Origin of the sequence: Nesterenkonia haasae (assembly GCF_010119385.1) — a bacterium.
Lineage (GTDB): Bacteria > Actinomycetota > Actinomycetes > Actinomycetales > Micrococcaceae > Nesterenkonia > Nesterenkonia haasae.
Genome location: NZ_VFIE01000025.1, coordinates 16691 through 32103, shown reverse-complemented (window position 1 = coordinate 32103; position 15413 = coordinate 16691). Strand labels below are relative to the sequence as shown.

At 60.1% G+C, this 15413-nt stretch carries 12 protein-coding genes; 3 read left to right on the top strand and 9 right to left on the bottom strand.

The window, feature by feature from the left end; translation table 11 throughout:
• Positions 1-49: 49 nt before the first annotated feature.
• From FH975_RS12740 to FH975_RS12725, 4 genes are all read right to left on the bottom strand, one after another.
• Positions 50-1009, bottom strand: coding sequence for a DnaJ C-terminal domain-containing protein (locus tag FH975_RS12740; protein WP_194251137.1), 960 nt, complete (start codon positions 1007-1009; stop codon positions 50-52).
• A 52-nt stretch (positions 1010-1061) separates the two neighbouring features.
• Positions 1062-1886 carry a nucleotide exchange factor GrpE gene (locus FH975_RS12735; protein WP_162321679.1) on the bottom strand — a complete coding sequence of 275 codons (825 nt, stop codon included), beginning with the start codon at positions 1884-1886 and terminating at the stop codon, positions 1062-1064.
• Positions 1887-1899: 13 nt separating this feature from the next.
• A complete protein-coding gene (gene dnaK, locus FH975_RS12730; RefSeq protein WP_153078691.1) occupies positions 1900-3765 on the bottom strand; it encodes a molecular chaperone DnaK in 1866 nt (621 codons plus the stop codon).
• A 311-nt stretch (positions 3766-4076) separates the two neighbouring features.
• Positions 4077-5549, bottom strand: coding sequence for an NAD-dependent succinate-semialdehyde dehydrogenase (locus tag FH975_RS12725; protein WP_162321678.1), 1473 nt, complete (start codon positions 5547-5549; stop codon positions 4077-4079).
• Positions 5550-5717: 168 nt separating this feature from the next.
• On the opposite strand from FH975_RS12725, the gene FH975_RS12720 reads away from it, so the two are divergent.
• Entirely contained in the window at positions 5718-6995 is a 1278-nt protein-coding gene (locus FH975_RS12720) for an aspartate aminotransferase family protein (RefSeq protein ID WP_162321677.1), read from the top strand.
• 7 nt (positions 6996-7002) lie between these two features.
• Here FH975_RS12720 and FH975_RS12715 read toward each other — a convergent pair whose 3' ends face one another.
• Positions 7003-7794, bottom strand: coding sequence for an SGNH/GDSL hydrolase family protein (locus FH975_RS12715; RefSeq protein ID WP_153078694.1), 792 nt, complete (start codon positions 7792-7794; stop codon positions 7003-7005).
• Positions 7795-7939: 145 nt separating this feature from the next.
• On the opposite strand from FH975_RS12715, the gene FH975_RS12710 reads away from it, so the two are divergent.
• Positions 7940-8659: a LytR/AlgR family response regulator transcription factor gene (locus tag FH975_RS12710; RefSeq protein WP_162321676.1), complete on the top strand. Its 720-nt coding sequence runs from the start codon at positions 7940-7942 to the stop codon at positions 8657-8659.
• A complete protein-coding gene (locus FH975_RS12705) occupies positions 8656-9975 on the top strand; it encodes an ATP-binding protein (RefSeq protein WP_162321675.1) in 1320 nt (439 codons plus the stop codon). The genes FH975_RS12710 and FH975_RS12705 overlap by 4 nt, the downstream gene beginning before the upstream one ends.
• A 10-nt stretch (positions 9976-9985) precedes the next feature.
• Here the strand turns inward: FH975_RS12705 and glf are convergent, their stop codons facing one another.
• From glf to FH975_RS12685, 4 genes are read right to left on the bottom strand one after another with little or no spacing between them, the layout of a single operon-like run.
• A complete protein-coding gene (gene glf / locus FH975_RS12700; RefSeq protein ID WP_162321674.1) occupies positions 9986-11146 on the bottom strand; it encodes a UDP-galactopyranose mutase in 1161 nt (386 codons plus the stop codon).
• Entirely contained in the window at positions 11146-12177 is a 1032-nt protein-coding gene (locus FH975_RS12695) for a glycosyltransferase family 2 protein (RefSeq protein WP_162321673.1), read from the bottom strand. Before FH975_RS12695 ends, glf begins: the two co-directional genes overlap by 1 nt.
• Positions 12174-12956, bottom strand: a complete 783-nt coding sequence (locus FH975_RS12690; RefSeq protein WP_202923240.1) for a hypothetical protein — start codon at positions 12954-12956, stop codon at positions 12174-12176. The genes FH975_RS12695 and FH975_RS12690 overlap by 4 nt, the downstream gene beginning before the upstream one ends.
• Positions 12953-15412, bottom strand: a complete 2460-nt coding sequence (locus tag FH975_RS12685; protein ID WP_162321672.1) for a glycoside hydrolase family 3 N-terminal domain-containing protein — start codon at positions 15410-15412, stop codon at positions 12953-12955. The genes FH975_RS12690 and FH975_RS12685 overlap by 4 nt, the downstream gene beginning before the upstream one ends.
• Position 15413: the final 1 nt, after the last annotated feature.

Below are 15413 nucleotides of genomic sequence, written 5' to 3'. Positions count from 1 at the left end.
CCGAATGCGCACTTTGGCGTATGGCACGTGGTACACCTCCCTTCACCTATTACAACGCAGCTTTGGCCTCCAGGCCTTCCCGGGGGTTGGAACCGCGTGTTGCTTCGGCAAAAGCACGGACCGCCGCTTCTGCCTCGTCGTTCAACTCTTGCGGAACCACCACGTCCAGCACTACGCGCATGTCGCCTGAGCTATTCTTACGCCGGATGCCCTGCCCCTTTAGGCGCAGGGTCTTTCCGGTGCTGGACCCAGCGGGGATTCGGATCTTAACTTTTTCTCCGTGGATGGTGGGCACCTCTGCTGTGGCGCCCAGTGCAGCCTCGTCGAATGTGACCGGTAAATGAATCCGAATATGATCTCCATCGCGTTCAAAGAAGGGGTGATCCTGAACAGAGACTTCCACCAGAAGGTCGCCAGCTCCACCCGGCCCCTGTTGACCTTTTCCTTTGACTCGGACCTTCTGGCCCTCTCGGATCCCCGCCGGAATTCTGACGTCGATGACATTGCCTGAGGCCTCGCGCAGTCCGACAGTAGTTCCCCGTACGGCACCTTTAAAGGAGATGGTGGTCTTGGCCGTCCGGTCACCACCTTTGGGAGAGGCCCCTCCGAACCGGCCCCCGAAACGGTCTCCCATTCCACCGAAGATGTCCTCGAAACCACCACCGAAGCGACCTCCCGCCGTGCCTGGGGAGCCGCCCTGGTTGAAGAGCCCTCCGAAGATGTCCTCGAAGCCGCCACCGTCACCACCGGTGCTGCCGGAGAATCGGGCTCCGGAGCCCATGGCCCGGATAGCGTCGTACTGCTGGCGATCCTCGGGGTCAGAAAGAACCGAGTGCGCCTCAGAGATGTCCTTGAACCGCTGCTCGGCGGCAGCATCACCGGGGTTTTTGTCCGGGTGATGCTGCCGCGCCAGCTTGCGGTAGGCCTTCTTCACTTCTTCGGCCGTAGCGTCCTTGGAGACGCCGAGCGTGCTGTAGAAGTCCTTATTGATCCAATCCTGTGAAGCCATGGTTCAGTGCGACCCTCCCTTTTCAGGCCGGCGTCTCCCTCCTCTCTGCTGCTTATTCTGGTCCTGCGGACACAATAACCTGGGCGGCACGAAGCAACCGGTCATTGAACCGATAACCAGCCCGAACCACAATGGCGATCCGGTCAGCCTCGATCTCCGGATGCGGCTGCTGCATGATGGCCTCGTGCTCATTGGGGTCAAACTGCTCCCCTACCGCCCCAACTGGGGTCAGACCCTGTTGAGTGAGTGTCTGCTCAAGTCGGCTAGCGATATGAGCGAAGGGGCCCTCCTCAAGGTCACCAGCCTGCCTCGCCGCGGCGATGTCATCAAGCACGGGCATCAGCTCAGAAATCAGCTGCCCCTTGACTCGCTCCTTCTCGATGGAACGGTCACGCTCGACGCGTCGCCGATAGTTGACGTACTCGGCCTGCACTCGGCGGAGATCATTTTCCAGTTCCGCTTCCCGGTCGTATCCTGAGGCGTCGAGCATCTGCTCGGCAGCCTGGACAGTCTCATCCGGCTCCGTTTCGACGCCGCCCACTGCCTCGTCGAAGGGAACCTCGCGCAGCTCTGGATCCTCGATGACGTGGGGATCCTCGTTCAGCTCCGGATCATGATCGCCGTCCTCACCCGCAGCTTCCTCATGGGCCTGAGGAACCTCCAGCGACTCATCCGGCGCATCAGCCAAGATCCGCTCCGCCTCCGCCAATGGATCCGCTGAGGGATCCATCGCCGCAGCTTCACGGTCCTCCGCTGTGGCTTCTCCCTCAGCGGGTCGGCGGGCCTCTCCCGTCTCTGGATCGAACCGACGCTTGTCGGTGAAACGGATGGGCTCAGCTGGTTCTGTCGCTTCAGGGTTGTACTTGTCCTTAGCCATTGACTAGGACTCCTTACTTCTTCTCGGCGTCATCGTCCTCGTCCACGACCTCGGCGTCGACGATGTCCTCGTCCTCACCGCCGGCCTCACCGGCTGGTGCCTCGTCAGCCCCAGGGGTGGACTCTGAACCCTGAGCATAGAGTGCTTCACCGATCTTGACCTGAGAAGCCTGAAGCTTCTCGTATGCGGCGTTGACCTCATCCTCATTGTCGGTGTTCTCCAAAGCTTGCTTGAGAGCATCGACGTCGGCCTGGACTTCGTTTTTGACCTCTTCGGGGAGCTTCTCTGCATTTTCCTTCAGCAGCTTGTCCACCGAGTATGCCGAAGCCTCGGCAGCGTTGCGACGCTCGGCCGCTTCCCTGCGCTTTTTGTCTTCGTCAGCGTGCTTCTCAGCATCGGCGACCATGCGGTCGATGTCTTCCTTCTCCAAGGAAGTACCACCGGTGATGGTCATCGACTGCTCCTTGTTGGTGCCCTTGTCCTTCGCTGAGACGTGGACGATGCCATTGGCGTCGATGTCGAATGTCACCTCGATCTGAGGCATGCCCCGCGGTGCAGGCGCGATACCGGTCAGCTCGAAGGTTCCCAGCGGCTTATTGTCGCGGGTGAATTCACGCTCGCCCTGGAACACCTGGATGGCTACTGAGGGCTGGTTGTCCTCCGCAGTGGAGAACACCTCAGACTTCTTGGTCGGAATCGCGGTGTTGCGCTCGATGAGCTTGGTCATCACACCACCCTTGGTCTCGATGCCCAGAGACAGCGGTGTGACGTCAATCAGCAGCACGTCCTTGCGCTCACCTGCAAGCACACCAGCCTGCAGAGCAGCGCCCACTGCGACCACCTCATCCGGGTTTACGGACTTGTTGGCTTCCTTGCCCGCGAGCTGCTTGACCAGTTCGGCCACTGCGGGCATACGGGTCGAGCCGCCCACGAGGATCACGTGATCAATCTCCGAGATCTGGATCCCGGCTTCCTTGATGACGTCGTTGAAAGGCTTCTTCGTCCGGTCCAGCAGATCAGAGGTCAAGTCCTCAAACTTGGCGCGGGAAAGCGTCTCATTGACGTGAACTGGGGAGCCGTCGTGCTGAGTGGCGTAGGGGATGTTGATGTTCGCAGTTGACGTGGAGGACAGTTCCTTCTTCGCCCGCTCCGCCTCTTCCTTCAGACGTGGAACGGCGATCTTATCCTTCGACAGGTCAACGCCTTCCTTCTGCTTGACCTGAGCGACGAGCCAGTCGATGATGCGCTGATCCCAGTCATCGCCACCGAGCCGGTTGTCGCCGGAGGTGGAGCGGACCTGGATGGTGGAGAAGTCGTCTTCATCCTTGCCAACCTCCAGCAGGGAGACGTCGAAAGTGCCGCCGCCGAGGTCGAAGACCAGAATCTGCTCGTCCTCTTTGCCCTTTTCCAGACCATAGGCCAAAGCTGCGGCCGTGGGCTCATTGACGATGCGGGAGACCTTCAGCCCGGCAATCTCGCCGGCTTCCTTGGTCGCCTGACGCTCAGCGTCGTTGAAGTAGGCGGGAACGGTGATGACAGCCTCAGTGACATCCTCACCCAGGTAGGACTCGGCGTCGTGCTTGAGCTTCATCAGAGTTCGGGCCGAAATTTCCTGCGGCGTGTACTTCTTGCCGTCGATCTCGGTTTCCCAGTCAGTGCCCATATGGCGCTTGACTGAAGCGATGGTGCGGTCTGGGTTGGACACTGCCTGACGGCGGGCCACTTCACCGACGAGCACCTCGCCTGACTTGGAGAACGCGACCACTGAGGGGGTCGTGCGGGCGCCTTCAGCGTTGGCGATGACAGTGGGCTCACCGCCTTCTAGAACGGTGACTACTGAGTTGGTGGTACCGAGGTCAATTCCGACTGCGCGGGACATTCGGGCTCCTTTCGTGAGGATTTCTTCAAAGCACTGCATCTCGCATTGAGCGAGTTCGACTCAAGTCTGAAACTTGAGCTGACCCTTGTCAAACTGACTTGAGTCAACCGCACTCAACTTTGCTTATCAGGCATTCCAACGACGACGCCTACGCGGCTATTCCCGCCGGCTCCAGGCCCACCAGCCGCCTCCGGCCCCTCACTAGCCCTCTCCCGACGCTCACCAACCATAGAGCGTCTCAGGATGTTGGAAACTGCCGCACATTTTGGACGACTTCCCCACATCCCGAGACGCTCTGCGTGGCGCTACGCCTACATGGCTATGCCGATGTACTTGGTCTCGAGGAACTCATCGATGCCGGTGTCGCCACCCTCACGACCGAGGCCAGATTCCTTCACACCGCCGAAGGGTGCGGCCGGGTTGGAGACAACTCCTTGGTTGAGACCCACCATGCCGGATTCGATATTCTCCGCGACGCGCAATGCTCGAGTGAGGTCATTGGTGTAGACGTAGTTCACCAGGCCGTACTCGGTGTCGTTGACCAGATCGACCACCTCGGTCTCCGCGTCGAACGGAGTCAACGGGGCCACAGGTCCAAAGATTTCCTCTGTCCACATGCGTGCCTCACGTGGAACATCCCGCAGAACGGTGGGCTGGTAGAAGTACCCTTCACCAGGGCCGGTCTCGCCGCCGACGACCACCTTCGCACCTGCCCCCACCGCGTCGTCGACCAGCTCTTTGACTTTGTCGCGCTGCGTGGCGTCAACCATGGGTCCGACCTGCACGCCTTCGTCGACGCCGCGTCCGACCTTGAGCTGACCCATGCGCTGAGCCAGCTTCTCCGAGAATTCGTGGATCACGCTGCGGTGGATGAACATCCTGTTCGCAGCAGTGCAGGCTTCACCTGAGTTGCGCATTTTGGCCAGCATCGCACCTTCGACAGCCTGGTCCAGGTCCGCGTCTTCGAAGACGACGAAAGCTGCATTACCGCCGAGCTCCATAGACGTCCGAAGCACCTTATCGGCACACTGTTCCAGCAGCTTCTTGCCCACGGCAGTAGACCCTGTGAAGGAGAGCTTGCGGGCGATCCCGGACCGAATCAGCGGCTCCATCACTTGTCCCGCGGACGATGTCACCACAATATTGACCACTCCGGGAGGCGCGCCAGCGTCCTCTAGAACCTGCGCCAGGGCCAACATGGACAGGGGCGTCAGCTCAGCAGGCTTCAGAACTGACGTGCATCCAGCGGCTATTGCCGGACCGATCTTGCGGGTGCCCATCGCCAACGGAAAGTTCCAGGGCGTGATGAGCAGGGAGGGACCCACCGGTTCCTTTCGGACCACGAATCGTGCGTTACCTGCCGGGGCGGTCTGGTAGCCGCCACTTATCCGGGTGGCCTCTTCAGCGAAGTGCCTGAAGAACTCGGCGGCATAGGCGACTTCTCCCGCGGCCTCCGCCAGCGGTTTCCCCATCTCGAGGGTCATCAGCATTGCGAGATCATCCTGACGCTCATGCATCAGTTCGAAAGCGCGCATGAGGATAGCGGCACGCTTGCGCGGAGGCATGGCAGCAAAGTCCTTCTGCGCAGCCTGGGCAGCCTCAAGGGCGTCCCGTCCATCTTCAGGAGAGGCATCAGCCACTGTGCACAGCACACTTCCGGTGGAAGGGTCGTGCACGTTCAGCACACGACCTCCACGCGCGTCGCGCCATTGACCGTTGATATAGAGCTTCTTCGGCGCGGCATCCACCACGCGAGTTTCGTGCTCCTGGGATGCTGAAGTCATTGGGGTTCCTCCTGATAATCGACGACTAGCCCGGCTTATCCGCAGATGCGAAGGGTCACAGCGCTTGGGGCGTCACTCCGTGTGGCTGGGCATCCTGTGACATCGCGGGCTTTGATAGGTAGCCTAGTCCAGGATGAAGATTGTCAACAATCCGAACAGGAGTATTTTGTGGCTCAGCTTTCCCCGCAATTGAAGCAGGCGACACCCGTGGTAGCGACCCATGGAGAAGGGGTCTACCTCTACGATGAGGCTGGCAACCGTCACCTTGACTTCACAGCAGGCATTGGTGTGACAAGCACCGGCCATTGTCACCCTAAGGTCGTCGAAGCCGCCCAACGCCAGGTCGGGAACCTCATTCATGGTCAGTACACGACCATCATGCATAAGCCGCTGCAGCAGCTCACCGAGAAGCTCGGAGAGGTACTTCCGCAGGGCCTCGATTCGCTGTTCTTTGCAAACTCCGGCTCAGAGGCTGCCGAGGCGGCGCTCCGGCTAGCTCGCCAGGCCACCGGCCGACCCAACATCATCGTGTTCCAAGGTGGGTTCCACGGCCGCACGGTCGCTGCCGCGTCGATGACGACCTCCGGCACCAAATTCAAGGCTGGATTCTCACCACTGATGCCCGGCGTCGTCGTTTCCCCTTTCCCCAACCCCTCCATGTACCGCGATCTGGGATGGGACCAGGAGCAGGTGACCGACTTCGCCCTCAAGCAGTTGGACTTGGTCCTCCAGACGCAGTCGAGCCCGGCCGACACTGCCGCCTTCATGGTCGAACCAGTTCTCGGCGAAGGCGGTTACGTGCCAGGCAATGAAAGGTTCTTCGCCGGACTCCGCGAGCGCGCAGATAAGCACGGAATTCTGCTCGTGATAGACGAGGTGCAGACTGGCTTCGGTCGCACGGGAAAATATTGGGGTCTGGACCACTTCCGCGGCAAAGGCCAGGCGGTCACGCCGGACATTCAGATGTTCGCCAAGGGCATCGCCTCCGGGTTCCCCATCTCTGGCATTGCAGCTCGCTCCGACATTATGGAGAAAGCCTGGCCCGGTTCCCAGGGCGGAACGTATGGCGCCAACGCGGTGGCCTGCGCCGCTGCACTGGCCACGCTCGATGTCATTGCCGAAGAAGACCTGGTGGCCAACGCGGATGCCCGAGGCGAGCAACTGCGGGCATCCCTGCGGACAATCGCGGCCGACTACCCGCATATGGTCGATGTGCGCGGCCTGGGCCTTATGGTCGGCGTGGAGTTCGCCGACTCTGACGGGCGCCCTGATACGGCCACCGCCGCAGCCATTCAGAAAGAGGCTGCGCGACGAGGACTGCTGCTGCTGACCTGCGGACCCTGGACCGAAGTGGTCCGGTTCATCCCCGCGCTTGTCGTGAGCGAGCAACAGGTCGACGACGCCGCCGAGATTTTCGCTGGTGCCGTAGCCTCAGTCCTCGGCTAGGTCCAGGTCACCAGATGCGATGGGTGAGCTTGGGGTATTTGTGAGTCATGTGGTCGCCGGAGGATTTACGAGTGACTCGCCGCTTGACCCAGGGGTAGAGATAGTCCTTCGTCCAGACGGCTTCGGCGAAGACTCGTTCCGGCAATGATGAGACCGGCGGATCCTGCAACTCCGGCTCAGCGATTTCGTCTTTTTCCCCGAGCACCCTGAGCACTTCCTTGGCCATTAGAATATGACCCTCGATGCTGAGGTGCATTCTGTCTGGGTCCCAGTAACGCCAGTCTTGGAAGTGCTTCATATGCCAGAAGTCCACAAGGTCCAGATCCAAGTCATCGACAAACTTGCGGATGTACTCGTTGTAGATGGCGGTTCTGCCGCGAGTAGCTCGAAACATCGGGGCTTTGCCTGAATCGAATCCGGTGAAGACAACGACGCGCGCGCCGGACTCCACCAGTTTCTCCAGTGCCCAGCGGTAGCGTTCCATGATTCCGTCGAGGTTGACCACCGGACGCAGAATGTCATTCCCCCCGGCGTAGATCGTCACCAAGGTGGGCTTGAGCGCGAGAGCCGCATCGAGCTGCTCGTCCAGCACCTGCTGGAATTTCTTGCCGCGGATCGCCAAATTGGCATATCCCCAGGTGTCGTCATTCTCTATCAGCTGCGCGGCCACTCGGTCCGCCCAGCCACGAACCCCGTTGGGGCTGGACGGGTCAATATCACCCACTCCCTCGGTGAAAGAGTCACCCAAAGCGACGTACCGCTTCTCGAACGGTCCGTCGAGCTCATCATGTGCTGCCATGACCCCGTATCCTCCTGCACGTCGACATCTCCGCCACTGTACCGCGCATGAGCAATACTGCTGAAGCGGAGCCTATGACCTCATTATCGCTGTAGTAGCCTGACTCGGGATCACCTTAATGTGCTGCAGTGGGAAGGACTATGTCGTGGAGGGAGCTGTCCGCGTCGCGCTAGTCGATGACGAAGAAGCTCCGCGTGCAATAGTTGCGTCGCACCTCCACCGGTATTCGCAGGAACACGGTGAACGCTTCCAGATCAGCAGCTTCTCGAGCGGAGTAGAGTTCACCTCGCCCTACCGCGCTGACTATGACATTATTTTCCTCGATGTGCAGATGCCTGGCCTAGATGGTTTCGACACCGCACGGCGGATCCGAAACCTCGACAGCGAAGTAGTGATCGTCTTCGTCACAAATATGGCGTCGCACGCCATCCGGGGGTATGAGGTCCAAGCCATGAACTACCTCGTTAAGCCGGTCAAGTATTTTCCCTTCTCCCACGAGGTCCGTCGAGCTGTTCACGAGCTGCGCCGCTACCCCAGTGCGGCGGTGATGCTCAATACGGCAGAAGGCAGCGCTCGGGTTGAGATTTCATCGCTGGTGTATCTGGAAAGCGACAGGCACCGAATCACAATTCACGCCCTCGACCGAAAGTACGAACTCACGGGTACGTTAAAGCATTTCGAGGCCGAGCTCGACGGTAAGGGGTTCTTCCGCAGCAATAACGGCTACCTGGTGAATCTGCGCCACGTTGTGGGAGTCCAGGACAGTCGCTGTCTGATGCGGACTGGGGAGCAACTGCAAATATCCCGGACTCGGCGGCGCAGCTTTATGGACGCGCTGGCCGAGCATATGCGAGGTGCAAGTTGACGGAGGCTGTCCTCCCGGACATTCCGCGAATGCTGACTGCTCTGGCAGAGTGGGCGGCCTGTTTGACCTATATTTTGCTGCTTAAGCGTCGGCTGCCCGGTCTGCGCCTGGCGCTGGCTGCGGCGAGCTCGCTAGTGCTGCTCATCGGAGTCCACGAAATTGCTGACCGGCTGCCGCTGGCTTTTTGGACTCCGGGCATGCTGGCTGCTTTGGCCGTGATGTACGGCTTCCTGACCCTTGGCGTCCGCACCTCACCGATGGACACCGGCTATCTCTTGGCGCGAGCGTTTGTTTTGGCAGAGCTAGTCGCATCATTGCACTGGCAACTCCACGTTTTCTTCTTTCCTGAAAACACTTATCTCGGGGTGACCATCGCTTTCGTGGGGTTAATCTACGGCGCTTGCTTCACTATGGCGTTCAGGATCGAACGGCGTCTTTTCCCAGATGGCCAAGCACCGGGGGCGGATGAGCGTGCCCTGGCGGCGGCGGCTGCGATCGCCGTGGTGACGTTCCTGATGAGCAATCTGAGCTTCGTTACCGCCAATACGCCGTTCAGTGGCCAGACTGGCATGGAGGTCTTCTACATTCGTACCTTGGTGGACCTGGCCGGCTACGCCGCCTTAGTCGCACTGCACTCTCAGCGACAGCAGTTGCGCAGGATGCGCGATGTTGAGGCGATGAATCAGCTCGTACAATCTCAGCACCAGAGGTACCTCCAATCCAAGCGCAACATCGATGAGGTCAACCGCAAGTACCACGACCTCAAACACTACATCACCGCTTTCCGGTCAGAGACTGATCCCAGCTCCAAGGCGAACTACTTGGACAAACTGGAGGAGAGCATCAGCGGCTACGACCGACAGGTGGAGACGGGCAACGGCATCCTGGATGCGGTCTTGACCGCCAAGCTAGCCGAAGCTGCCGAGCACCAGGTCGAGGTCACCACGCTGGCCCATGGAATGTTAATGGAGTTCATGGAACCGCTCGATGTTTCCGCACTGTTCGGCAACGCCCTGGATAACGCTGTATTTGCGGCTAAGGGAGTCGCGGACCCAGACCGCCGACTGGTCCGAATCAGCGTGCAGGCCCGGGACTCCTTCGTAGTGGCGGAGGTGGAAAACAGTTTCGATGGCACCTTGGACTTCGATGAGGGATTTCCTCGTTCCACAAAGCCGAACCGGCAGCACCATGGCTACGGTCTCCCCAATATGCGCCAAATCGCGGAAGTCTACGGCGGCAGCCTCACCGTAACTGCGGATCAGGGGTGGTTCAGCCTCACTGTGGTGCTGCCGCACCCACGCCCCAGCAGCGGATGAGCATAGAGCTCTAGCTCATTAAGGCGGCAAGCGTGTTATCTGTCAGGGCTAGAGCTGAAGCTATGGCCATATGCATGTCCAAGTACTGGTAGGTTCCCAACCGCCCGCCGAAGAACACCTGCGGTTCCGCCTCGGCCATCGCGCGGTACTCCAGCAGCCGGAGCCTGTCCTGAGGAGTGTTCACTGGGTAGTAAGGTTCATCTCCACGTCCGGCTGATCGGGAGAACTCCCTCATGATGACCGTCGCGTCATCGGGGTACCATTCGCGCTCAGGATGAAAGTGCCGGAACTCGTGTATGCGGGTATATGGAACATCGGGATCGGCGTAGTTCATCACTGCGGTGCCTTGAAAGTCGCACTGATTGAGAACTTCCTGTTCAAAATCCAGGGTGCGCCACGAAAGCTGACCTGCGCTGAAGTTGAAGTACCGGTCGATCGCCCCAGTGAAAACCACAGGCACTCGCCCGACCAGTGATTCCCTGTTTAGCGGCTGGTTTGTATCGAAGAAGTCGGTGCCCACTTCAACGCTGATCCTGGGGTGCTCAGCCATCCGGTGAAGCCACGCAGCGTATCCCTCGGTGGGCAGCCCCTCGAAGGTATCGCTGAAATAGCGGGAGTCGTAGGTGTAGCGCACCGGGAGGCGCCGAATAATGGAGGGCGGAAGTTCAGTCGGGTCTGTTTGCCATTGTTTGGCGGTGTATCCCCGGATAAACGCCTCATAGAGGGGGCGGCCAATGAGTGCTATGCCTTGTTCATCAAGGTTCTGGGGTGTGCGTCCAGCCATTTCTTCAGCCTGCTGGCGGATCAGTCGCCGAGCCGATTCGGGCCCGTGTGCCGAGCGAAAGTACTGGTTGATGGTGGCGAGGTTAATCGGCATCGGGTAGACCTCACCCTGATGCACTGTGTGAACTCTGTGGGTGTATCCCGTGAAGGTGGTGAACTTGTTAACGTAGTCCCAGACTCTCTGGTTGGAGGTGTGGAACAGATGGGCACCGTAGCGGTGGACCTCGATGCCTGTCGTGGGCTCGGGCTCGGAGTAGGCATTTCCACCCAGGTGATCACGGCGTTCGAGCACGACTACCTCGGCGCCGAACCGAGTGGCTGCTTGTTCTGCGACGGTCAGCCCAAAGAGACCTGACCCGACCACCACAAGATCAGGTAGGGATCCCATCAGTTGAACCCGTATGCCCACCGGGCGGTCTTATACGCCACGAGGGAGACGCTCCTGCCGAAATGACCGGGCAGGTTCACCAGACGGCCCACAATGCTGCGTCTCAGACGCAGGTAGAGCGTAGGTTCCACCCGCCTTAGGTCACTCCACAGGTGTTGTTTCATCTGCAGCATTTCTCGGCTGCCTCCTCGCAGCGCCATGGTGGAAGACACTGCGGTGATGATCCCTAAGTAGTGGACCATATACCGGTCCAGGGGCTTGGGTAGCAGCTGAGCACGGCGGGTTTCACCAAGATGTTGAATCATCAGCCGGTTGATGCGCAGTTGCTGGTCGAGCCGGGAAATCATGACCTTCTCATTCACTGACTGGTCTGGACGGCCGATGAAGTACCGATAGAAATCCACGTCCACGTACCGCAGCTTCCGGACATGCGCCAAGGGGATATACGCGAAGAGATTGTCCACATAGAACATGTGCTGGGGCAGTCGCAGCTGCACACGTCGCAGTAGTTCGGTGCGGTAGGTAAGTGCGTGCATCAACAGATACTGTGAGGGCCGGAATCGGCCAACCTGGTCCCATCCGATGTCTTTACCTGGGGGAATGACGTTGCCATACCGGATTGAGGCACGACGCCGCCGGCCCGCCTTCTCATAGACATAGTTGCTGACGACCATATCCACGTCGCGGTCCTGCGTGGTGATCTTTCGCAGTTCGCTCAGCAACCTCGCGTAGGCACGTTCCTCCACCCAGTCGTCGGAGTCGACCACTTTGAAGAACTGGCCGGTCGCGTGGCTTAGGCCCGTGTTGATCGCTTCTCCGTGTCCTCCGTTGGGCTGACTAATCAGCCGAAAGCGGTCGGGTCGGCGATCCACGAAGCGCTGGGCGATGGCCGCAGTGGAATCGGTGGAACCGTCGTCGACGACAATCACTTCAACGTCGTGGTCCTGATCAGGAGGTATGAGGGTGTCGAGGCAGCGGTGCAGGTAGTCTGCCGAGTTGTAGCTGGGAACAATGAGGCTGAGGGTTTTCACTGCGTTCCTCGTCTCTTCCCCTCTCCGGCGGCTTCGTCACTAGCTGCTGCGTTCTGGCGCTCGGCAGGTGCGGCGGCGACCGCTGCAGCTGGCGCGGCAGGGTTGTTTTTGATCATATCCTCTGAGCTCTCAGTGTCCTCTTCGGGGACGCGCCTGAAGATGAGCTTGAAGATGGGGAAGAAGACCCAGAACTGAATTGCCGCATTGATAACCATGGTCATCACATCTGCCGTTGTCTCTCCCGTAGAGCCCCAATCCAGGGTGGTGATGAAGAATTCGTACATGGGCGCGCGGTAGAAGCCTTGGGCTGCGGCTGCTGCAAAGGTGATGATGACATAGGCGATGCCGTACCACATGGCTGCCCACCAGATGCTGGTGTTTGACCTGAACGTCACGCTGCGTTGAGCGAAGAAGTTGATGACCTGGGCGATGAGAATAGTGATCTGCACCGCCATGAAGTAGCCGAGGCCGCCGGCGCCGCCGTCTGAGAAGCCGCCGCCGGGATAGTCGAAGATGTAGAACGTTGAACCGTCGGGGTTTTCGCCTACTCCCAGAACTTGGAAGTCGCGGTCCACGAGGTCGGTGTAGCTGAAAATCCAGCGGAAGATCGGCATCAGCGCCAGCTGCAGGGCGGTGACCCCGTTGCTGATAACAAAGAACATGATGAACTGCGCCCATGTGGTGTGACGTTCGTAGAAGTCCAACCATCGGTCTTTGCAGCGTTGCCAGAACGTCCGTGGATCTTGAGCCGTGGAGCGCTGGTCAGTCCCTGGCGTCATGAGCGAATCTCCTCGGCTCTGGACTGTGTGGGGTTCTGGACGGAGAGGCTGCGGAATTGCTCTCTGGTGCGTCGGGTGTAGCTGCGGTACCTCAGACCACTGCGCAGCATGCCGCTCAGCCCTGCCACGTGACGGCCGTTGACGAGCCGCAACAACTGTTGGGCCATCTCGAGGTTCATCGCGCCTCCGCTCATTTTGGCGAGGTCTCGAATCGGCATGCCACTGAGGAACAGCAGGTTCAGGTCTGGTCTACCTTTGGCTTCCGCCCGAGTAAGAAGTCGCCGCAGCGCTGTCGCCGCCAGGCGGGCCAATGGGCTACGTGCCTCGGACAGCTCCATGAGCGGGTCGTTGAGGTTGATCTCCCGACGCCGCCGCTTGGGGGAGCCGCCGACACTATGTGTGCCGGACTGAGCCCGCGCTGATTCACCAGCCGAGGCGCTCAGTACGGTGTCAACGAGCTCGCGCAACTGAGTCTCTGCACCTGTTCCGGCGCCGACTGTTCCGCCGAGGTTGTAGTTCGCCTGCACACGAATGTCCTCCGCGTTGGCCCCCACGTGGAGCTGCCACTGGCCTGATTCGGTCTCCCAGCTTCCGCTGCTGGCGTCCCAATGACGGAATGTGTATTGGTCAAAGGGGATGTGGACACGGCGATTCTCACCCGCTTGTAACTGAACTTTGGCGAAGCCTGCGAGTTCACGCACTGGCCGCAGGACACCGGACGGGCTCCGCCTATGCACATACAACTGGGCTACTTCAGCCCCGGCCCTATCACCGGTGTTCGTCAGGGTGAAGTGGGCCCCGGCGTCGTCGACGGTCAGGTTTGAGTACTCAAAGGTGGTGTAGCTCAGCCCGTAACCAAAGGGCAGTGCCGTGTCGATTCCGGCGCTCAAGTACCAGCGGTACCCCACCAGAGGGCCTTCCAGATAGTCCACACGGGAACCGGTCTCGGGAAAGCGGCCGGCCGTGGGGGTGTGTTCGATGCGCTGCGGATATGTCTCGGCCAGCCGACCTGACGGGTTGACTTCACCGGTCAGCACGTCGAGGATTCCTTCGGCGCCGGCCTGGCCGCAGAGGTAGCCGTGCAGCACAGCCTGGGCATCGCCCATCCACTTCACGTCGACCGCCGAGCCTCCGGAGAGGACCACCACTATTGGGGTCTCACCCTGTGCCAGTTCGCTCAGGAGCCGGAGCTGGTTGGCAGGTAGGTCCAGATGTGGCCGATCCAACCCTTCGGATTCGCTGATTTCGTCAAGGCCGAGCCACAGCACTACCTGTTCGGCTCTTTCCGCCAGTGCGACTGCTTCAGCCACGAGCGCTGGGTCGTGGACGCCGTTGCGGACAAATCCCTGCGCTACACCGATCACATCAAGCCCAGAGCGTTGAGTCGCTTCAACACCCGTGACCAGGCGGGTGGGGTTTACCAGCGACGAACCTGCGCCTTGATAACGGGGCGTCAGCGCGAAGTCACCTATCACTGCCGTGCGGGTGCCCAGTGCAAGTGGCAGGGTGTCGGCCTCATTCTTGAGCAGCACAGCCGACTCACCCGCGGCTCGGCGCGCCAGGGCATGGTGAGCCTGCGTATCGAAGGTGCCCCGATCCTGCTTGTCCGGAAGACTACGGGCAAGGTCAGCGATTTCTTGGGCTCTCGAGGTGAGGTCGTCTTCGCTGAGGCTTCCGTCTTCTAGAGCAGTGAGAATCTGCAGAACGGAATCCCACCCAGGGGCGGGCATTTCCAGAGTGCCTCCGGCGCGGATGGCCGCCACGGCGTCGTTGCTCCCGCCCCAGTCGGAGACGACGACGCCGTCAAAGCCCCACTCTTCCCGCAGCACCTGGGTCAGAAGCCAGGGGTTTTCGTGAGCGTAGTACCCATTGACCTTGTTGTAGCTGGACATGATGGCCTTGGGCCCGGCTTCCCTGACCGCCATCTCAAATCCGGTCAGGTATATCTCACGCAATGTCCGCTCATCCACCACAGAGTCTGTGACCATCCGCCGGGTCTCTTGACTATTGGCAGCGAAGTGCTTGGGGCATGCGGCCACACCAGCGGATTGGATGCCACGGACATAGGCTGCTGCGAAGGCACCGGAAACTCGCGGATCTTCAGAGAAGTACTCGAAGTTCCTCCCGCACAGCGGAGACCGTTTGATGTTCAGACCTGGCCCAAGCACAACATCTACCCCGAGGGCCACAGCTTCTGCCCCGATGGCAGCGCCAATCTTCTCCCCCAGCTGGGGATCCCAGCTGTTGGCGATTGTTGCCGCCGGAGGGAAACAGGTGGCGGGCTCTGATGAGTGCAGACCCAGATGGTCTCCAGAGCCGCCCTGTTTGCGGATACCGTGAGGCCCATCCGAGAGGAAAATCTCCCGAATGCCGGCACGCGGCACGGCGCGAGTCTGCCAAACGTTTTCTCCGCTGAGCAGCGCAGCTTTCTCTAATGGGGTGAGGCTTTGGGTCATA